This is a genomic window from Bradyrhizobium iriomotense, assembly GCF_018130765.1.
Classification (GTDB): Bacteria; Pseudomonadota; Alphaproteobacteria; order Rhizobiales; family Xanthobacteraceae; genus Bradyrhizobium; species Bradyrhizobium iriomotense_A.
On record NZ_JAFCJZ010000008.1, the window covers coordinates 1 to 20737 of the forward strand.

The 20737-nt window shown below is 62.5% G+C and carries 7 protein-coding genes; 1 reads left to right on the top strand and 6 read right to left on the bottom strand.

Annotated features, from left to right (window positions below; translation table 11 throughout):
• The 3 genes from JQ635_RS15705 to JQ635_RS15715 all read right to left on the bottom strand — a co-directional run.
• Positions 1 to 1964: DUF7507 domain-containing protein (locus JQ635_RS15705; protein ID WP_211410748.1), on the bottom strand; the 1964-nt coding region annotated here is incomplete at its 3' end.
• A 331-nt stretch (positions 1965 to 2295) separates the two neighbouring features.
• On the bottom strand, positions 2296 to 2658 hold the full coding sequence (locus JQ635_RS15710; RefSeq protein ID WP_211410749.1) for a hypothetical protein: 363 nt from the start codon (positions 2656 to 2658) through the stop codon (positions 2296 to 2298).
• Between the two features lie 59 nt (positions 2659 to 2717).
• Positions 2718 to 3170: a hypothetical protein gene (locus JQ635_RS15715; RefSeq protein WP_211410750.1), complete on the bottom strand. Its 453-nt coding sequence runs from the start codon at positions 3168 to 3170 to the stop codon at positions 2718 to 2720.
• 231 nt (positions 3171 to 3401) lie between these two features.
• Between JQ635_RS15715 and JQ635_RS15720 the strand changes: the two genes are divergently transcribed.
• On the top strand, positions 3402 to 3848 hold the full coding sequence (locus JQ635_RS15720) for a hypothetical protein (RefSeq protein WP_211410751.1): 447 nt from the start codon (positions 3402 to 3404) through the stop codon (positions 3846 to 3848).
• A gap of 26 nt (positions 3849 to 3874) precedes the next feature.
• Here JQ635_RS15720 and JQ635_RS15725 read toward each other — a convergent pair whose 3' ends face one another.
• Genes JQ635_RS15725 through JQ635_RS15735 form a run of 3 tightly spaced genes read right to left on the bottom strand, consistent with a single transcriptional unit; the run spans position 3875 to position 20412 of the window.
• Positions 3875 to 4093, bottom strand: a complete 219-nt coding sequence (locus JQ635_RS15725) for a hypothetical protein (protein WP_211410752.1) — start codon at positions 4091 to 4093, stop codon at positions 3875 to 3877.
• 50 nt (positions 4094 to 4143) lie between these two features.
• Positions 4144 to 4419: a hypothetical protein gene (locus JQ635_RS15730; protein WP_211410753.1), complete on the bottom strand. Its 276-nt coding sequence runs from the start codon at positions 4417 to 4419 to the stop codon at positions 4144 to 4146.
• Positions 4420 to 4449: 30 nt separating this feature from the next.
• Complete coding sequence (locus JQ635_RS15735) at positions 4450 to 20412, bottom strand: Ig-like domain-containing protein (protein ID WP_211410754.1); 15963 nt, start codon at positions 20410 to 20412, stop codon at positions 4450 to 4452.
• Between the last annotated feature and the right edge of the window lie 325 nt (positions 20413 to 20737).

Genomic DNA, 20737 nt, shown 5'->3' on the forward strand with positions numbered 1-20737 from the left:
TCGATCGTGTAGTGGATCACCTGCCCGGCATGGTCGACCGTCGAGTCCGACGTGTTCTTGTCGATCGTCAGCGACGGGTTCTGCTGCACCGGCGTGGAGGCGTCGTCGCTCTTGGCGCCGGTCTGGTCGGTGTCGGCCGTCGCGAGGTTGACCAGGTTGGTCCCGGCATTCATCTCGGCCTGCGTCACCGTATGGGTGGCGGTATAGGTCCAGATCTCGCCGACATCGAGCACGTTGTCGCCATGAGTGCCCGAACCGGTGTCGGTGTGCGTCCCGCTCACCGTGGTGGCGAACGGATCGCTCAGCGTTACTCCGGTCAGGGATACGTTGCCGGTGTTGGTCAGAACGATGTTGTAGTTGATCACGTCGCCGGCGCTGTCGGCTTTGTTGTCCGCCGTCCCTCCCGTCACCGAGCTCACATCCTTGGCGATCGTGAAGTTCGGGCTCTGTGTGATCGGGGTATTCGCCTCGCCGCTCAGCGGACCGGTCTCTTGGGTGGTCACCGTGGCGACGTTGTGGACGAAACCGGGAGCGCCGCCGCCGACGGCGCCATTGTTCATGTCGGTCTGCGTCACGGTGTAGCTGCCGTGGTAAACCCAAACTTCCGACGTATCGAGCAGGTTGTCGTTATCGGTGTCGCCGCTGAACAGCGTGAGGTTTACCCCTGGGAGGGAATCCGTCACCGACGTAACGTGCAGCGCCTGGTTTCCGGTGTTCGTGACCGTAACCGCATAGTTGATGATATCGCCGGCATGATCGACAACCGTCGTGCCCGCAACACCGTCAGTGCTGGTGATGCTCAACACCTCCTTCGTCACCGTATCCGACGGCTGCGGTGGAGTGAGAACCACGGCCGCTTGCATTTGATGGTCTGCTTTGGAGGCGCTGACCGTATCGGTGGCCAGGAGGGCCATATGGTACGGCGATCCGCTGATGTTGAAGGCTGCCGAACCTACGCCCCAGTCAGCCTCGGTCGCGATATGCGCGCCCCAGGCCAGTACGGCGGTGGTAGCACTCGCTGTGAATGTGATGGTGACAGAGGTGTCGCTATCTCCGCTATAGGCGCCCGACAACGTATAGCCGGAGGTGGCGGTCATATCGCCGCCCCACATGGTGAAGACGCCGGGCTGTTGCGTGATGTCATCGCCTCCGCCAATGACCCCGTTAGCTCCGGCAGTTACTTTGGCATCAGTCGGGATGGCGAAGGTGTCGTGCGCGCCGCTTTCCGTGAATGCCGTCCCGATCGTCGGGTCCGGATTGGCTTCGGTCGCGGTATGACCCGCCGGCAGCGTGGCGTTATAGGTGGTCAAATAGTCGAACGCGTGCTTGCCGCTCTTCGTCGTATCGTAACTGAGCGTAATAGTGTAGGTCTGGCCGGCAACAAGGCCAGCAAAGGTAGCGCGGAACGGAACCGTATCGCCTTCAAAATAGTGCGAATTGTTCGTATTCAGGTCTCCGTTGCCCCAATTTTCATTGCCTCCGATGGCATCGGGCGCCTTTCCATCGCTCCAATCGTCCAGCTGCGCGCTTGCTTTATCTGTGAAGCTCGTCGTCGCCACGGCCTGCGTGGTTTGATCGACTGCTGAAAGCAGAAAAGACTGGTTGGCTGCATCGGGATTGACATACCACGAGGTCACGACGGTGCCGTTTACGAGACCGTCAAGATCGCCCGAACCGCCATCGACGACAAACCAGGGCTGCGTGGTGCCTGTCAGATCCTGGGCTATTACGTCGTCCGCCGTACCGACGATGCCATCGGGACCAGGAGTGTCATGAGCAACCATGAACTCAACCGTCCCACCGACCGTGACATTCGATGCGGTGAACGTCGCCGTCGAGTACGGCGCATAGTCTGGCTGGTCAGTGCTTACGGAAATGTTCGCTGAAGTGCCGAAGCTCGCGAGAGAAGAGTCGTCGACGTAGGTGTACGTGCCGGTCGACGGATCGTATTTGAACGTTGCCATGCCCTGCCCTCCAAAAAAACTTGCAGCAAAACTTTTTCGAAGCTACTCGGGCAGAGGGGTCTGTTCGCAATCTTCAGTTGCGCAACAAAAAAAGCCGGCTCACGCGCACACGCGTGGCCAGCCTACGCAAACTTCTGAATACGAAAACTAATCAAAACAGCCCTGCCCGAACGAGCCCAATAGGGAACTTTAAGCAATTATTTACCATTTATGCAATGTTTTGTAGGGAAAGTAATGCTTACCAATCGGGCTATGATCGGGAAATCTTGGCAAGACGGTCAATGTCGAAGGTTGGTAAATACCTTCGGCGGGGCCGGGATGTGCCGAAGGATCAGCCTGCCTTCAGCTCTCTGCTACGACCGGGGGGACGGCCATCGAACGCCCCCCTCGACTGCGCCGCGCCGTGCAGCTCCCACGCGCGCTGCATCCGCTCGGGTTGCGTTTCCTTCAGCAGTCTGCCCCAGGCCGCGCTGAAGGCCCTGATCGCCATGTCCCTGTCCTGCGCTTCACCCCGCGCCCAGGCCGGAAGGCCCATCGGGATCAGGACGAACCACTCCCACGAACGATCGGGCCCGCTCGCATCGCGCGCGTGGCGGATCCTGCCGATCTCGCGGCCCTGCGACCAGACCGCGAAGTGATCGGCGATCTCGGGCCATTTCGGACGAATGCTGAGGGTGATGGCGATATTTATCATCGTAAATTCTTGCCGTAACGGATTTTAAGCGGCGCGGCGCCAACGCCCACGGGGGACATCTAGTTCTTGGGCACCGCCCGCTGCGCCAGCAACGCATCGGCGCTCTTGGTGAGCCCGCCGGCCAATTGTTTCGCAGCGTCCGGCGAGAACGCGTAACCGGCCTGCCGTTCCAGCCGGTGATTGAGGATGAAGAGCACAAGGCCGCGGCCGCTGGTGTCCGCGGAAATCGTGCAGTTCTTGGGGATTTCGAACCTCACCTCGTTGGCCTTGTCGGTCGCGCCCGGTTTGGTCCGCGCCGCGGCTTCAGCACTGGGGGCGGCTACTTCGGCGGCGAAGGCCGGTCCCCCACCATTTGACGCCGCCGGCTGCGCACCGCCTCGCACCTTTGTCAGCGCCGCGATCAGATCATCGACGCAGTCATTGGCGAGTCTCAGCTCCAGTGCACCGGTATATTTGCCTGTGGTCTGGACAATGAATTCCTTCTTGTCGTCCGACATGGTGGCGGAACTCACCGCCGCAATCCTGATCGCCATTGGCCCAATGCCCCGAAATATGGTTGGGGCCCTGCTCGCCCCTCTTGCCCAACTGTGCGCCGACTATACCGCCCAGGGCGGCCTGGGATAACACCTCCACCGGTCGCCCGAAGATCGGGCGATGGATTAACCTTGACGCATCCGCCTTGCCGCTTCCACACGAGCGACCTAGGATAAAGCCATGTTACGGTCAATTCGCATTGCAGCACGATGAGTATCAATCCCGCCCCCCGGATCATTGCAGAGTTGCGGCCGAAGTACGAGATCAAGATCGACCTCGACGAGCGATGCTTCCTGTTTCCGGCCGGAAAGTCGGTCAGCCAGCTGCTGTTGCAATCGGACGGCCACACCATCCTCATCGACGCCGTGTATCCGTTCAACCAGGCGCGCACGCCACCGCGGCTCGCAGCGCTGGATCTCGACGATGCCAGGGAGTTCGGGCGGCGGCTGGTCGAAGCGGTCCATACGGCGCGCACCCAGCTGGTGGGCACGAATGGCATCCGGATATCCATCAACGTGATCGCCAATGGATATCACCTCCAGTTTGGCGACATGAACGCAGCGACCGAACTGTTTCTCGGCACCGGCTGCATCTGGCGTGTCTGCCAGGGCCTGCTCCGCATCGTCGACCTGATCGCTCCGATCGAGTCCAACTGAAACGGTGCCGGCGCGGGCGGGCCGCCTCAGGACGCGGTCTCGACCAGCGGTTCAAGATAGCTGCGATGCAGCGTTTGCGGATGCTTGTGTCCGTCCAGAATGACCCGCAGCGCGTTCTTGGTGTGGGCAAAGCCGACCACTCGTCCCGTCTTCCCGTCCAAACGCTTGCTATGCTTGCCGAGGGACCTCACCCGGAAGCGGCTGCCGATCGCAAGATCCAGCAAGAGGGCGTCGTTTTCATTCATGGCGACCAACTCTTCAGAAAATGTCTTCCAGACAGGATCACCCGTCCAACCTACAGGCTGCGCTTCTCCACGAGGCTGCTGCAAAGCCGGCGATCTTCCTCCGACATACCGGGCGGCGTTTCCCCAGATTTGAAATAGGCCAGGATATGCGTGAGACGGGCAGCGTGCTCGATGGCGCTTCGCCTCTTCGCGCGCTGCCAGGCAGTGCGCTGGTGCCCACTCATTGCGAGCTTTGTGGCCGTCTGCACCTCCATGGACAACACCGAGATCATCGTGCCGCGATCGACATCGATGAGCGAATTCAACAAGGCCTCTACGTCACGCATTCAGTTCAGTCCACCTCCTGTTAGGGCCGACTACACATGGAAGAAGTCGGTCGCCTTGAGGTTTGACGCCACGATATTCTTGAGCAGAATGGAGTCGTTGGCATCCAGCGTCACCACCGTATCGTTGGGGCTGTCCGCCGCCGAAGCCCAGGTTACGTTCGCGAACTGACGAACGTCGAGCTTGTCGATACCCTCCGCAAAATCGGTGATCGTGTGCTGGACGGGCGTCGAAGCGGCAGACGCAAACACGAACTGGTCCCGTCCCCCGCCGCCGGTGAGCACGTCCTGGCCGCTTGCGGCGAAGATGACGTCGTTGCCGGAGGTGCCCTGCACGGTCGACCCGGTGCCATTCTGGAAGATGAAATTCACGGTTTGAGTGGCGCCGGCGACGTCCGACATCGTCAGCGCCACCTTTTCGTACGCGGGTGGCGTAGCGCCGGGCGTGTAAGTCACGACGGGGGCGGTCGGAACGCTCGGGTCGCTGTCGGTCACCTGAATCCCGCTCACGGTGTACGTGCCACTGTTGAAGTTGACGGACAGCTGGCTGGTATCGATGACAGGCCCCTGATGATTCCAGCTGACATTCGTACCCCCCTGCCCGTCAGAAGCGATGAGGAAGCCGGCCGGATCGTAGCCGCCGGTGAGAGCGAACGAGCCGACGCCGAAATCGACGTGCAGACCACCCGAACTGGACACACTGACATTCGCAGGAGCGATCCCGACGAGATCGATCGCGTCTCCAAGTGCAAAGCCGGTGACCGTGCCGGTGAAATGAGCGGCATCGGCAAGCACCAGAGTTCCGGGCGTGCTCGTGCCGGTGTCGAATGCAACGTTGGCGTCCGACGCCGCGCTGAACACAAGGGAAGAACTATAGATGACCGCCGCGCCGCCGCCAGTTACCGCGGTGCCGATGGTCAGGCTGCCGGATTCCACCGCGATCGTTCCGGTATTGGTGAAGCCCGCCAGCCCCATAATCGACGACGTGCCGGCGCTTTCAATCGTGCCGGCATTCGAGAGCGTGCTGGTGCCAGTGAACGCGCTGGCGCCGCTGAACTGCCAGTCCGCCCCCGCCTCGTTCGTGAACGTCGCGTTGTAGCCGAGGACGATACCCTCAACGACGCCGGCATTGTCGATGGTAACCATGCCCGTGCCGGTCGTGGTGACGTCGAGCCCCGCCGTGCCACCCATCACCGAGCCGTCGATCGTGACGCTCACATCGCCGCCATCGAAGCCGAACGCCGCAACACCGTACCGGCCCGCGAACACGCGGGAATCCGACTCGACCGTAACAGCTATGTCTCCGACGCCATAGTTCACCGCGCGGATGCCGTCGGTTCCGGTCGGCGCGATGATCGTGGCGTGGTCGTGGACCACGACATTTCCGTGGACCGCATTGTTCGCCGTGTTCTGATTGTTGGGATTGTAGCCGGCCAGAATACCTGCGGCGGGATCGGCGGCGACGGTGCCCGTCGGGGTCGTTCCCGAGTGGATCGTGCCGGACGCATTCACGAAGACCTCAGACGTCGCCGGCACGACCACGCTGGAATTGAGCGGATCTGCCGTGGTCGCCTTGTTGACCGCAGCAATGCCGGAGCTACCGGACGTGATCGAGGTCGTGGCCGAGGTCGTCACATGAATGCTGCCCGGCCCGAAATTCTGCGCGAGAATGCCGACACCCGTTCCGTTCGGCGGGCTGGCACCGCCCAAGGCGACGATGGTTCCGCCAAAATTGTTCACATCGACATCGCCGACGCCGTAGTTGTAGGCCCTGATGCCATCGCCCGCATCTGCGGTGATATCGCCGGAGTTGTAAACGTCAACCTCGCCATAGACGTTGTAGTTTGCAGGATTTGGCGGAAGGTTCAGACTGGGGTCCGTCGTCTGGCCGATATAGCCCGCGAGGATACCGGCCGGCTGGCTGCCGAATCCGGTGGTGCCGATGCCCGAGTGTATGGAGGCCGCGTTCGTCACAATCACCGAACTGTTGAACGACGGCGCAATGCTCGTGGCCTCGTTGACGACGTTGATGCCGGCGCCGCCTTGGTGGGAGTCGATCGTATCTCCCGTCGACGTGACCACCGATATACTGCCGGCGTTAGTGCTCAGGGCGAGGATACCGTAAGCCTTGTTGAACGTTGCGGAGCCGGCGGTGATGGTCGTGTTGGCATAGACGGTGACGGCAATGTCACGGGCCAGCGCGCTCGCCGTTACCGGATCGGTGAACCCGCCATCGGCGTGGGCGTAGATGCCATTTGAGCCCGCCGTGATGTTGGCGCCGGTGGCGTCGTTGATCGTTATATTGCCGTAACCGAAATTGTAGCCCTGCAGGCCGAAGCCGGCGGCGGAGACGACCGCCGCGTTGTTGATGAAGACGTTGCCGCTGACATATTGGTTCGGATGCCCGGCTCCGCTCACCGGGGCAAAGAAGCCGGCGGCGATACCGGATGGCGTGCCGCCACTGTTGGTGGACAATCCGCCGGCGGTGATCGTGCCGGCTGCCGTCACCGCGACCACAGCAGGTTGACCAGCAGCCACATTGGCGGCGAACAAATTGGCCAGATCTGAACCCGCCGTCGGATTTGCGTCATTGACGGCATTGATGCCGCTGCTGCCGGAATTGATCGAGGACGGGGACGTCGATGACGAGCTTACGACGACAAGAATGTTGCCCGGGCCACGATTGGTCGCTGCGATGCCATAAGGGGCATTACCGCTCGAAGACGACGTTGCGGGCGTCTGCGTCTGAATCGAAACACCCGTGCCGACCGTGACGGTGATATCGCCGACGGCATAGTTGTAGGCGCTGATGCCCGCGCCCGCTGCCGCGGAAATGGTCGACGTGCCGGACGCTGCAGCGTTGACAATGACATCGCCCTTGACGGCGGAATTGAACACGCCCTGCAGTCCAGGATTGTAGCCGGCCTGAATGGCAGACGGCGCGCTGCCAGAATTGTGGAGATTGCTGCCCGATGAAATTGACCCCTGGCTATAGACCGACACCGTGCTGGTACTGCCTGGAGACGTGGAGATGGCCTGGTTACCGGCGTTGATGCCGGTGCTGCCCGAGGTGATCGTGCTGTTGTAGCCCGTATTCACCAGCGTGCTACCATCGCCATAAGTGTAGGCGAAGATACCGTATTGGGCGTCACTGGTCGCAGGATTGACACCATCATTGGTGACCCCGGCAGCGGTTGCCGTGATCGTCTGGCCTGTCCCCAGCGTCACCGAGGCATTCCCGGACCCGTAGTTGAAAGCGTGAAGGCCATCACCGTACTTCGCAGTGATGCTGCCGCGAGACTCGATGATGACATCGCCCGTGATCTGCAGGTTCGGCGAGTTCTGCGCAGGAGACGTGTTGTTGTTGAGAATACCCGCGCGGATACCGGACACCCCGGCACCCACGACGTTGGCCGCGCCATTGTTGCCGCTCGTGATGTTTGCGGCGTTGTAGACCTGGACACCGGAAGACGTGAATGTTTGTTGCCGCGCGATCGCAACAATGCCCGAAGTTCCGGAACTGATGGTCGTGACATTGGACGGCGCGGCATTCGACGTCACAATGCTGACGCCGCCGCCGCCATTGGCATTGGCGACAATTCCGAACGCGAGCGTACCGGTCAGCGTTGCGCCGGGCCCGACCACGACATTGACATTGCCGTTCCACGTCAGGGCCTGGATGGCCGACTGTCCGCCAGTGACGCTACCGTAGTCGACGACGTCGGCATTTCCGCTGCCACTGCTCGGCGCGTTGGTGAGATTGACGTTGATGCCGAAATCGCCTCCGGACACAGTTGCCGCGTTGATGATCGCGCCGCTGGCGCCTACCGTTCCAACGCGCAGGCCGGAATTGGTGGATGGTCCAGTCACCGAGACGCTCGAGTTCGAATTAACGACGAGCGCGTAAGTGTTGGCAGCAGTGCTATGGGCCGGATTGAGGCTGTCCGTCGCATTGAGATTGTAGCCAGAGCCCGTGTTGCCGCTGATTTGAACGCCGTCGAGGATATAGACGCTGTAGCCGTTCACCGGTGCAACTGGAGCGATGGTGGTCGGCAGTGTGGGGCCAGCCGGAACCATTGTCGTGCCGAAGCCCACCTGGGGTACCAGCACCAGACGGTTCGCTGAGAGCACGTCGAACACATCTTGTGAAGGTCCGCTGCCCAATCCCGTGCCCGTCGCATTAAAATAACTCTGGGCGGCGCTGACAGTCATCGTTGGGCCAGCGAAATTGGCGCCCTGCACCGTGATGACAGAGCCGATATTGCTCCTCTGATTGGGATCTGGATTGTTGGGATCTGAATTGAAGTTGACCGGGGCGGTGACTGCAGCGGGATTGTCCAGCGTCAGCAGCCCGCGGCCGGTCAGACTGATCGTCTGTGTGGCGTCGACCGAGGAACCGAGCTCGAGCGCCGAGCGGTCGCCCAGGGTTATTGTGCCGGTGGGCCCGACCGGATTGCCCGGAGCGTTACTCACATTGGCAAAGATCTGCGCCGAGCTGTTCGCCCCGATCTGGATGGAGCCGGTATTCCACACCTGAATTGCGCTTGGGCTGAAGAAGGTGGCAAGGCCGAGCATACTGATGATGCCGGCATTGCTGATCACATTCGTGCCGCCGCCAAAGGAGTTCCAGCCGTTGGTATTCCAGGTTGCGCCGAGCGCGTTGCTGAAGCTGCCACTAGCGTTGAAGTTGATGTTGCCGGTGATCGTGCCGTTGTTGGTGACCGACCCATTGCCGGTGAAGAACGAAATGGCTACGTTGTTGGTCGTGCGACCAAAAAGAGTGGAGACGATCGACTTGCCTGCGGCGTTGGAAACCGTCGCGGTTTGGGTGCTGTTGCCGTTGCCGATCGTCACGACGGGCATGAACGGCACACCGGGCGCGCTGATCGTTCCGGAATTGGAAACGGAGATCAACCCATTGACCGACGCACTTGACCCATTGTTGACCGAAACGCCGATCGCCGCCGCGCTGATGGTGCCCTGGTTGTTGATCGTGATACTGCCGCCCGCGGCGGAGAATGCCGTGACACCGGCCCCCTGCGCCGCGATGACAGACGACGTCGGCCGCAGCGTGGCGCTGATGCTGCCATTGCCGTTGTTGTAGAGATTGATTCCCGACCCCGAAGCCGCGGTGACAGCCGCCGCGTTGTCCAGAACCACGTTACCGTGAATGTTGGCCGGCGAGAGGACCGAGTAGCCGGCCGAGATGCCGGCAGGCGTGCCGCCGCCCGAGAAGAAGTTGAAGCCCGAACTGATCGTTCCCGTCGACGTGGTGACCGATATCTGAGCTCCGGATGCGACGCTGACGGCCGCCGAATTGGCGTTGATGCCATAGCCGCCGGACACGAACTGGTCATTGGCGCCGGTCGTGATTGTGATATTGCCGCCGCTTGTGTTGTTGGCGTTGATGGCGGCAAGGCCCATGAGCGAGCTTGCAGTTACCGCGGCAGCCGTAGGCGTCGAATTGGCTTCGACACTGATCGAAACATTGGAAGGCGACGCGGTGCCGTTGACGGACGAGCCGGCGAAGATGCCGAATTGCGCTCCGCTCACCGACTTGTCGGCCCTGTTTATGATCGTGATGTTGCCGTAGCCGACATTGAAGCCAATGATGCCATAGCCCGCTCTCGCCGAAATATTGGCTGCATTGTCGACAAGGACCGAGCCGTTGATGTTCGGGTTTGAAGTGCCGTTGCTGCCATAGTAGCCGGCGGAAATGCCCGCGGGCTGGGCACCTCCGGCCGACAGATGCACACCCGAGTTGATCGTGCCGGCGGCCGTGACGGTGACGGTCGAGCCCAGGCTCTGCGAAATGGAAGTGCCCTGATTGATCGCGAGGATACCGTGCGACCCCGAGGTGATGCTGGAGCTCGCAGTCGTCGTGACCGAAACATTGCCGGTGCTGTTGCTTGAACCGACGATGCCATAGACATCTCTGGCAATGATGGTCCCGGAATTGCTGATCAAAACGTTGCCAGGCCCGAAATTATAGCCGCGGATGCCGTCGCCACCCGCCGCATTGATGGTGCCGGTGTTGGTGATGGACACGTTGCCGAACACGTTGGCATTGACCGTATTGGTCGTGCCGCCCTTGTAGCCGGCGAGGATGCCGGCTGGACGGCTGCCCTGTCCGGTCAGGACCGTACCCGAGTTGATCACGCCGCTCGCATTGACCGAAATCGAGCTTGCGATCACGCCGCCGACCTTGGGCAGCGAGACCGCTTCGTTGTACGCGTTGATGCCGACGCCACCTGACGTGACAACCGTGCCGGTGCCCGTCGTGATCTGGATATTGCCGGTCCCCTTGGATTGCGCCTCGATACCGTAGAGCGTCAAACCTATGATCTGCGCGGTCGCCTCGAGCGGATTGGGTGCCGTGGTTACGCTGATATTGCCGTTGCCATTGGTCTGAACACGGATGCCGTCGTGACCGCCCGTGACGTTTCCGCTTTGGCTGACGGTGATATCGTTGTTGTTCGCGGAATTGAGGTTGACGGCGACGATCCCGCTGAACGCGGCACCCGTCCCTGTCACATTGCCTGATCCGTTGATCAGGATATTGCCCGTGCCTGTCGCGTTCTGCTGAGCAAGGATGCCCCTGCCCGCCTGGCCGACCACCGTCCCCGACGTCGTGACCGTGATTGATCCGGCGGCATTCTGAATCACGGAGATGCCGCTTTCAGCTCCGGTGATCTGGCCCGTGGGATTGACGGTCAGGTTTGCGGGATTGCCCGCGCTTGCACCGGTCGCATAGAGGTCGATCGCATCGCCCGCGCTGGTCGTGATGTTGCCGCTTCCGCCGATCGCAACCGGCCCGCTCGCGATCGAAATGGCATTGATCGTTGCAGTGACAGCCGCACCGATCTGCAAAGTGCCGCCGGATCCGGTGAACTCGACGACACCGCCTGCCGGGCCCATCGGGACGCTGGCGCCGCCGCTGGCCACCAGTATCGGTATCGCCGCCGTCGCGCCAACGTTGCCCGCCGAATCGACCACACGCGTGAAATATGTGAAATTCGCGCTTCGGACCGTGCTGTCCGTGAAGGTCCACCGGGTCAAGCCGTTCCGGACAACATCCGTCCATATCACGTTGTCCGTGCTGATCTGGACTTTATCGCCAAGCGCAAGCGTGCCATTCGTCCCCGTCACGATGATCGCGGTGCTGGTCGAAGACGAGCTTCCGGCGACGGACGAAATCGCGACGGATTCCGTCGGCGAACCGGTGTCGACGACGTAGCTGGCATTGTCCGCCACCGCGGCCGCGGTCAGCACCGCGGCGTTGCCGGCGGCGTCCGTGATCGTGCCGCCGTTGAGGCTCAGCGCGTTGGCGTCGATGCTGATGCCGTTGGCATCGGTCTGCCCGGCCTGGATCGTGTAGGTGAAGACCAGCTGGCTGCTGCCGCTGCCCGAGGCGTAGCTGGCCTGCACCGGGGTCCCACCGATGTTGAGGGCCAGCTGCGGCGTTCCCGTCACCGTGACGCTCTCGCTGAATGCCATGGTCACGCTGACCACGTCGCCGGCATTGAGCGTATTGTTTTGCGCTCCCGTCGCGCTGGTGATCGCCTCGCTGCTCACCGTCGGCGCGGCGGTATCGACCTTGTAGCTCGCATTATCGGCCACCGCGGCCGCAGTCAGCACCGCGGCATTGCCGGCGGCATCCGTGATCGTGCCACCGTTCAGGCTCAAGGCGTTGGCATCGAGGCTGATGCCGTTGGCATCGGTCTGCCCGGCCTGGATCGTGTAGGTGAAGACCAGCTGGGTGCCGCCGCTGCCGGAGGCATAGCTCGCCTGCACCGGCGTGCCGCCGATGTTCAAGGCCAGCTGCGGCGTCCCCGTCACCGTGACGCTCTCGCTGAACGTCACGGTGACGCTGACCACGTCGCCCGCGTTGAGCGTATTGTTCTGCGCCCCCGTCGCGCTGGTGATCGCCTCGCTGCTCACCATCGGCGCCGCGGTATCGACTTTGTAGCTGGCATTGTCGGCCACCGCAGCCGCAGTCAGCACCGCGGCATTGCCGGCCGCATCCGTGATCGTGCCGCCATTGAGGCTCAGCGCATTGGCGTCGATGCTGATACCGTTGGCATCGGTCTGCCCGGCCTGGATCGTGTAGGTGAACACCAGTTGGTTGCTGCCGCTGCCGGAGGCGTAGCTGGCCTGCACCGGCGTTCCGCCGATGTTCAGGGCCAGCTGCGGCATCCCCGTCACCGTGACGCTCTCGTTGAACGTCACGGTGACGCTGACCACATCGCCGGCATTGAGCGTATTGTTCTGAGCCCCCGTCGCGCTGGTGATCGCTTCGCTGCTCACCGTCGGCGCGGCGGTATCGACCTTGTAGCTGGCATTGTCGGCCACCGCAGCGGCGGTCAGCACGGCAGCATTACCCGCGGCGTCCGAGATCGTGCCGCCGTTCAGGCTCAGCGCATTGGCGTTGAGACTGATGCCGTTGGCATCGTTTTGGCCCGTCTGGATCGTGTAGGTGAACACCAACTGGCTGCTGCCGCTGCCGGAGGCGTAGCTCGCCTGCACCGATGTGCCGCCGATGTTCAAGGCCAGCTGTGGCGTCCCGGTCACCGTAACGCTCTCGCTGAACGACACCGTGACGCTGACCACGTCGCCGGCATTGAGCGTGCTGTTCTGGGCTCCCGTCGCGCTGGTGATCGCCTCGCTGCTCACCGTCGGCGCGGTGGTATCAACCTTGTAGCTTGCATTGTCGGCCACCGCAGCCGCGGTCAGCACCGCCGCATTGCCGGCGGCATCCGTGATCGTGCCACCGTTCAGGCTCAAGGCATTGGCGTTGATGCTGATGCCGTTGGCATCGTTCTGCCCGGCCTGGATCGTGTAGGTGAACACCAGCTGGGTGCTACCGCCGCCCGCGGCGTAGCTGGCCTGCACCGGGGTCCCACCGATGTTGAGGGCCAGCTGCGGCGTTCCCGTCACCGTGACGCTCTCGCTGAATGCCACGGTCACGCTGACCACGTCGCCCGCGTTGAGCGTATTGTTTTGCGCTCCCGTCGCGCTGGTGATCGCCTCGCTGCTCACCGTCGGCGCCGCGGTATCGACTTTGTAGCTGGCATTGTCGGCCACCGCAGCCGCAGTCAGCACCGCGGCATTGCCGGCCGCATCCGTGATCGTGCCGCCATTGAGGCTCAGCGCATTGGCGTCGATGCTGATACCGTTGGCATCGGTCTGCCCGGCCTGGATCGTGTAGGTGAACACCAGCTGGGTGGTGCCGCTTCCGGAGGCATAACTCGCCTGCACCGGTGTCCCGCCGATGTTCAAGGCCAGTTGCGGGGTTCCCGTCACCGTGACGCTCTCGCTGAACGTCACGGTGACGCTAACCACGTCGCCCGCGTTGAGCGTGTTGTTCTGCACCCCTGTCGCGCTGGTGATCGCCTCGCTGCTCACCGTCGGCGCGGCGGTATCGACCTTGTAGCTCGCATTATCGGCCACCGCGGCCGCAGTCAGCACCGCCACGTTGCCGGCGGCGTCCGTGATCGTGCCGCCGTTCAGGCTCAGCGCATTGGAGTCGAGGCTGATGCCGTTGGCATCGTTTTGGCTTGCCTGGATCGTGTAGGTGAACACCAGCTGGGTACCGCCGCTGCCCGAGGTGTAGCTGGCCTGCACCGGCGTGCCGCCGATGTTCAAGGCCAGCTGCGGCGTCCCCGTCACCGTGACGCTCTCGTTGAACGTCACGGTGACGCTGACCACGTCACCGGCGTTGAGCGTGCTGTTCTGCGCGCCCGTCGCGCTGGTGATCGCCTCGCTGCTCACCGTCGGCGCAGCGGTATCAACCTTGTAGCTGGCATTGTCGGCCACCGCAGCGGCGGTCAGCACGGCAGCATTGCCCGCGGCGTCCGTGATCGTGCCGCCGTTCAGGCTCAGCGCGTTGGCGTTGAGGCTGATGCCGTTGGCATCGTTCTGCCCGGCCAGGATCGTGTAGGTGAACACCAGCTGGGTGCTGCCACTGCCGGAGGCATAATTGGCCTGCACCGGTGCCCCGCCGATGTTCAGCGCCAGTTGCGGCGTCCCGGTCACCGTGACGTTCTCGCTGAACGACACCGTCACGCTGACCACATCGCCGGCGTTGAGCGTGCTGTTCTGCGCGCCCGTCGCGCTGGTGATCGCCTCGCTGCTCACCGTCGGCGCGGCCGTATCGACCTTGTAGCTGGCATTGTCCGCCACCGCGGCCGCGGTCAGCGCGGCCGCGTTGCCGGCCGCATCCGTAATCGTGCCGCCGTTCAGGCTCAAGGCATTGGCGTTGAGGCTGATGCCGTTGGCATCGTTTTGGCCTGCCTGGATCGTGTAGGTGAACACCAGCTGGGTGCCGCCGCTGCCGGAAGCATAATTGGCCTGCACCGGCGTGCCGCCGATGTTCAGTGCCAGTTGCGGCGTCCCTGTTACCGTGACGCTCTCGTTGAACGTCACGGTGACGCTGACCACGTCCCCGGCATTGAGCGTATTGTTCTGCGCTCCCGTCGCACTGGCGATCGCCTCGCTGCTCACCGTCGGCGCAGCGGTATCCAGCGTAATGATCAGCGCGGCGGTCGTTGAACTGTTGCCGAAACCGTCGCTGAGCCTGGCCGAGATCGACTTGGCGCCGTCAGGGCCGAGATCACCATCGGTTACGGTCAAGCTCACGCTCTGCGCGGTGATATCGGCTGCACTGATCGTATGCGTGACGGGATGGGCGAACGGCGAGCCATTGAGCAACAGCTGGATCGTATCACCCGCCACGATGTTGGCACCGAGCACGACCGTGAAAGTCGGCGCGGTCACGTTCGTCGTGTTGTCAGTGCTGGAACTGCCGGAATCGGAGGCTGCCACCAGGTCCGGCGTGCCGCCGGTCGGGGCATTGGTGTTCAAGGCAAAGATCACCGCGTTGCTGACGCCCTGGTTGCCGGCGGCATCAGTCGCTTGCGCGGTCAAGCTGTTGGCGTCGCTGTGCAGCGTGACGTCGGTACTCCAAGTGCCGTTGACCTGGATGGTCGCGACGCCAACGACAGCGCCATCATCCAGCACAGTTACAATCGCACCCGCATCGGCGGGATCCGCCGTACCGGCAATCGTCTGCACGGATTGGTTGGTGTTGCCGCCCGAATTGGTGATCGCAAGCACGGGCGCGATTGTGTCGAGCGTGATCGTCAAGGGGCTGCTGGTCGAGCTGTTGCCCGCCAGATCGGTAAACCGACCGGAGATCAGCTTGAGCCCGTCAGGTCCAAGATCACCGGCGCTCACCGTGAAACTGACGCTTTGGGCCACAATGTCGCTGGAGGTGACCGTTCGTACCAGAGGATGGGAAAATGACGACCCATTCAGCAGCAGCTCGACCGTGTCGCCCACGGCAACACCGGCACCAAGCGCAACCGTCAGCGTCGGGGCCGATACATTGGTATTGTTGTCGCTGCTGGAGGAGCCGGAATCCGAACTCGCAATCAGATCCGGCGTGCCGCCGGACGGGACGGTCTGGTCCAACGCGTAGCTGTGGCCGGTGCCCGCAGCAATATTGCCGGCCAAATCGATGGTGCGAACCGACAGCAAACTGCCTGCTCCGGAGAGGATCACCCCCGATGCGGACCACACGCCGCCTGCGGCGTTTGCGGTCACCCAGTTCGTGCCGTCGACGCTGAGCTGAATCGACTCGTCGGAACCCAGCGTGCCCGTGTACGTTCCGGTCACGGACTGTGACGCCACATTGGTGACGAAATCGCTCGACGAGCTGCCGCTGTCCGAACCCAGTGCGATCACCGTCGCAACCGCTGACGGCGTGCTGGTATCCAGCGTGTAGGCATGTCCGGTGCCGGCAAGGCTGTTGCCGGCCAGATCGATCGTCCGGACCGACAGCGTGCTCGCGGCAGCCGACAGCGTTACTCCGGATGCTGCCCAGGTGCCGTTCGACGCATTGGCGATTGCCGTCACCCAGGTTGCGCCGCCGTCAGCGCTGACCTGGATGGACTCGCCGGCACTGAGGGTGCCGGAATAGGTGCCGCTGACCGTCTGCGATGCGACATTGGTGACGAAATCACTCGCGGAGCTGCCGCTGTCCGAACCCAGCGCCGTCACCGTCGCAACTGCGGACGGCGCGACGGTATCGAAGGTGTAGCTGTGGCCGTTTCCGGCCGCGATATTGCCCGCAAGATCGATGGTGCGGACCGACAGCGTATTCCCGGCGGCCGAGAGCGTCACGCCGGATGCCGACCAGGTGCTGTTGGTTGCATTGGCGGTTGCGCTGACCCAGGTCACACCGCCATCCGCGCTGAGTTGAATTGTTTCGCCGAAAGCCAGGACGCCCGTGTAGGTGCCGCTTACGGTTTGCGACGGCACGTTGGTGACGAAATCGGTCGAGGAACTGCCGCTGTCGGAACTTAGCAGCGTCACCGTCGCGACTGCCGTTGGTGCTGCGGTATCCAGAGTGTAGCTGTGTCCCGCTCCGGGCGTGATGTTACCGGCGAGGTCGATCGTGCGAACGGAGAGAAAGTTGGTGCCAGGCGACAGCGACACCCCAGATGCTAACCAGTTGCCGCCCGATGCGGCCGCCGTTACCCAGGTGGTGCCATTGTTGGCGCTGACCTGGATCGTCTCCCCCGGAGCCAAAGCACCGGTATAGCTGCCGCTGACCGTTTGCGAAGTCACGCTGGTATTGAAGTCGGTCGCCGAGTTGCCGCTGTCGTCGCTCAGTGCCCCAACGGATGCAACTGCCGCCGGCGGCGTCGAATCCAGCGTCAGGACGACCGTATTGCTCAGGCCCAAATTGCCGGCGACGTCCGCGTCCTGGGCGACGAAGCTATTGCCGCCCTCGGAAAGCTGTACGATCACGCTCCAGCTGCCGTCTGCCTGGACAACGGCACCGCCTACGGCCAGCGCATTGTCGAACACGACGACGGTGGTTCCGGCATCGGCCAAGCCGACCGTCCCGGAGATTCTTTGGGTGGCCTGGTTGGTCAGCGCGTCCGAATTGTCGATCGTGACCACCGGCGGAGCCGTGTCGATCGTGACGGCCTGTGCAGCGGAGCCGACGGTGTTGCCGACGGAATCGACAACGCGCACCTGATACGAAAAGCTCGCATTGTGGACGCTCGGATCGATCAGGCTCCACGTCGTTCCTGTCGCCTGAACGACGTCACTCCACGTGAGACCATTGTCGCTGCTGACCTGGATCTTCTCGCCGGGCGAGAGCGCTCCATTGCTGCCGGAGACCGACAATTGGGTGCCGTTGGTGATGAAATCGCCGGAGGCTCCGCTATCGGGACTGATCGCCGTAATGGCCAGCGGCAGCGTGATGTTGAGACTTGCAGTCGAAGCCGCGGACTTGATCGAGTCCGAGACCGTGTAGTCGAAGACAACGTGGCCGCTGAATCCCGGATCCGGCGTGTACGTCCACGTCTGGTCGCTGTTCTGGACCAGACCGCCGCCTCCACTCTGGATCGTCAGCGACGTGATGGACAGGGAGGGACCGTCGATGTCGGCGACGCCCATGAGCAAGGTCGTCGGCGTGATGACGTAGGGGCTGTCCTGCAGTCCTTGTGCCAGCGTGACAGGCGCCGCCACCGGAGCCGCATCGGCCGTCTGAATGGCAGGCTGTACGCCGTCGTGCACCGTCACGAAGACGGGGATGGTTAGAAAGCCATTGTCCGCAGAGAGCCTGATGATGAATTCTTGCGTGGCGGTTTCGCCGAAAGCCAGCCCCGCAAAGTCGCTCTTCGCCTCAACGAAGCTCCAGTTGATATGCCCGTTTGCGTCAAAGCCGGCGCTGAAATATGGGGTCGCGCCGCCAAATTGATCCGTCACGCTGACCGCGACGCCGGTGTAGTCACCCGTGACTCCAATCGATCCCTTGGCGGTCAGGATGTCGGACGACTTCGCCGTCTCCAGAATGATCGCGCTAAGTCCCGAGGTCGGATCGGCAAAAAAGATGTTGCTGCTGTTGCCGAAGGCGACGTACTGGCCGCCGGCGCTGATCGCGGCACCGCCATTGGACGCCGTACCCACCCCGTCTGAAACCAGCCGATAAGAGGGGGTCGCCGGATCCGTGACGTCGACGATGTAGATGTCGGCGAACCCGTTCTGATCGGACGAGGTCAGCCTTGCATCGCTCGTGAAGACAATGAAGTGGCCGTCCGGGCTCAGCACCGGACTATAGCTGCTGCCCGAAGCGTTGGACGTGTGAAATACGACGGCCCCTGCACTCAGATCATAGAGATAGATCTCGGAATGACCGGTGCCATCAGTGCTCTGATAGGCGATCATGCGGCCGTCTGCGCTCACGGTCGGCGCGACCGTACCCGCCCCGGCGGAGGTGGTGGCGATATTGGCGAGCTCACCTGTCGACAGGTCGAAGGCAAGAAGCCTGCCCCCGCCTCCTGGAGCAGCCACATCCGAATTCCAGAAGGCAATCAGGTGACCGTCGGCACTGATGGCAGGCTTCCAGAGCGCACCCGAGCTCCCCACCGCCCCTGGCGTGATTGTTCCCTTGAGCACGCCGTCGAGACTGTAGATCGAGACGTTGCCGCCATCCTGCTGCACGACGATTGTGCTGCCGTCACCACTGACGGCCGCGGCGCTTCCCGGCGCCAGCGCGGTCTGCAGGTGATAGCGCGCCGGATCGGAAGGATCGGTGCCATAGACGAAGACGAAGCTCCCGCCACCATCGGAGCCTTGATAGACGATATAGCGACCATCAGAGCTGATCGTCGGTGAACCGTAGCTCCAGCCGTTCGCCGGAGAGGCGATAGTGGTGGTCGCGCCCGTCTCGTGGCTGAAAAAATAGATCGCGCCGTCGGGATCGTAGACGACGTCGCCATTGGCGCTCATGACCGGGCCGATATGATCTCCCGGACCGGAGGTGATTGCCGCAACGTTCGGTGGCGTGACGACGAATGGAACGGCCGACAGTTTGACCGGGACAATGATCGGTTCCCCCACGACGGAGTTGCTCGGAGGCGAGTTCGTGCCCGCGTCGGAAGCCGGATTGACCGTGACGACGACGATCGGGGGCGCCGCGCTCGAGGGTGGAATGGCGCTTGTCCCCGTCGGGGAATGATACTCCGTGCCGGGCGGTTGAAGCGGCGGGCTTCCGGCGAATTTCGTCGTGCTGTTCGGACTGGGATTGTTGTTATTCTGGTCCTTGTTCTCGGTGTGCTGGGGAAGATTTGGAAACAGCTGTTTGCCGGAATCATAGGTGCTCAGCACCTGCTGGAATGCACCGAATTCCTGCGCGACCTGATCCGTCGTCTTGTTGCTCTGTTGAGCAATCACGTCGAAAGTCGCCGTCGGCGTCAGCGTCAGCGTCGATCCGTTGCTCGTGACGGTACCTATCAGGACGCCGGCCGTATTGAAAACCTGAACCGCGTGCACCAGACCGTCGCGCTGATCGATGACAGAAACCGAAATCTTGCCGTCGGTCGCCGAGACGTCGAGGATCACGGCCGTGCCGCGAATTCCGATCGTGGCGCTGGGTGTTGCCACCCGCATATCGCCGGTCTTCGCAACTTGGCCCGCCACAAAGCTGGCGGCGCCCTGCACCAGCGTCATCAGCGAGCTGTTGGATGTGCTGCTGGCATCATAGGTCAGTTCGTTCAGCATGAACCGCGCACCGGCGGACAGATTGAACGTCGTGCCGTCGTCGAGCACGAGACCGAGGGTCGAATCGCTGCCCGTCTGCACCACGTCGTTCTGGTTGACCGCATCACCGACGTTGACGACGATCGTCACGCCATTGCGGACGATGCTCGCGCTGCCGGTCATCTTGACGACATGGCCCACCACCTTGCCGCTGGCGGCGGGTGCGCCGGCCTGCGCATATTGCGTGTGTCCGGTCAGAGCATCGATGACGCCGGGATCGAGACGCGCGCCCTCCGGGGAAACGAGCAACGGACGCGCGTGGTCGCGGAAATAGTTTGGCACGACGACGCGATGGAGCTGATCCGAGAGGATCAGGTCGGTGCCGACGCGAACGAAGTCGCCGGAGAAGAGAAGGTGCGCGTCCGGGATCGCAACCACAGCGGGCGGCGCTCCCGCCGACGCGTCGCTCTCGAATTGAAGGGATTGGTGCCCCGCGCCGTTCGGCAAAAACCTGTCGGTGTGGTTCAAGACGCCACCGTAAATCGTTAAAAATGAATTAAAACGTTTTTAAGTACCATTACGAAGTTCCAGAGAAAAGTGGCGACGAACCGCCTGCGCGAGTTTTCAGCACCGTAATTAATTCGGACCGCGGGCGTCAAAAAAGCCTGACGCAAATCCGCGCCATACGGTTGAAAATATTGCTGAATTTCAATTTCCGCACCCGACTTTTCGTTTCTCCGAACACGACCTCACGCTCGCGGAA

Coding starts and splice junctions, on each gene's coding strand:
- JQ635_RS15725 (WP_211410752.1), bottom strand. CDS start 4,093: ATGAATGAAAACGACGCCCTCTTGCTGGATCTTGCGATCGGCAGCCGC.
- JQ635_RS15730 (WP_211410753.1), bottom strand. CDS start 4,419: ATGCGTGACGTAGAGGCCTTGTTGAATTCGCTCATCGATGTCGATCGC.
- JQ635_RS15720 (WP_211410751.1), top strand. CDS start 3,402: ATGAGTATCAATCCCGCCCCCCGGATCATTGCAGAGTTGCGGCCGAAG.
- JQ635_RS15710 (WP_211410749.1), bottom strand. CDS start 2,658: ATGATAAATATCGCCATCACCCTCAGCATTCGTCCGAAATGGCCCGAG.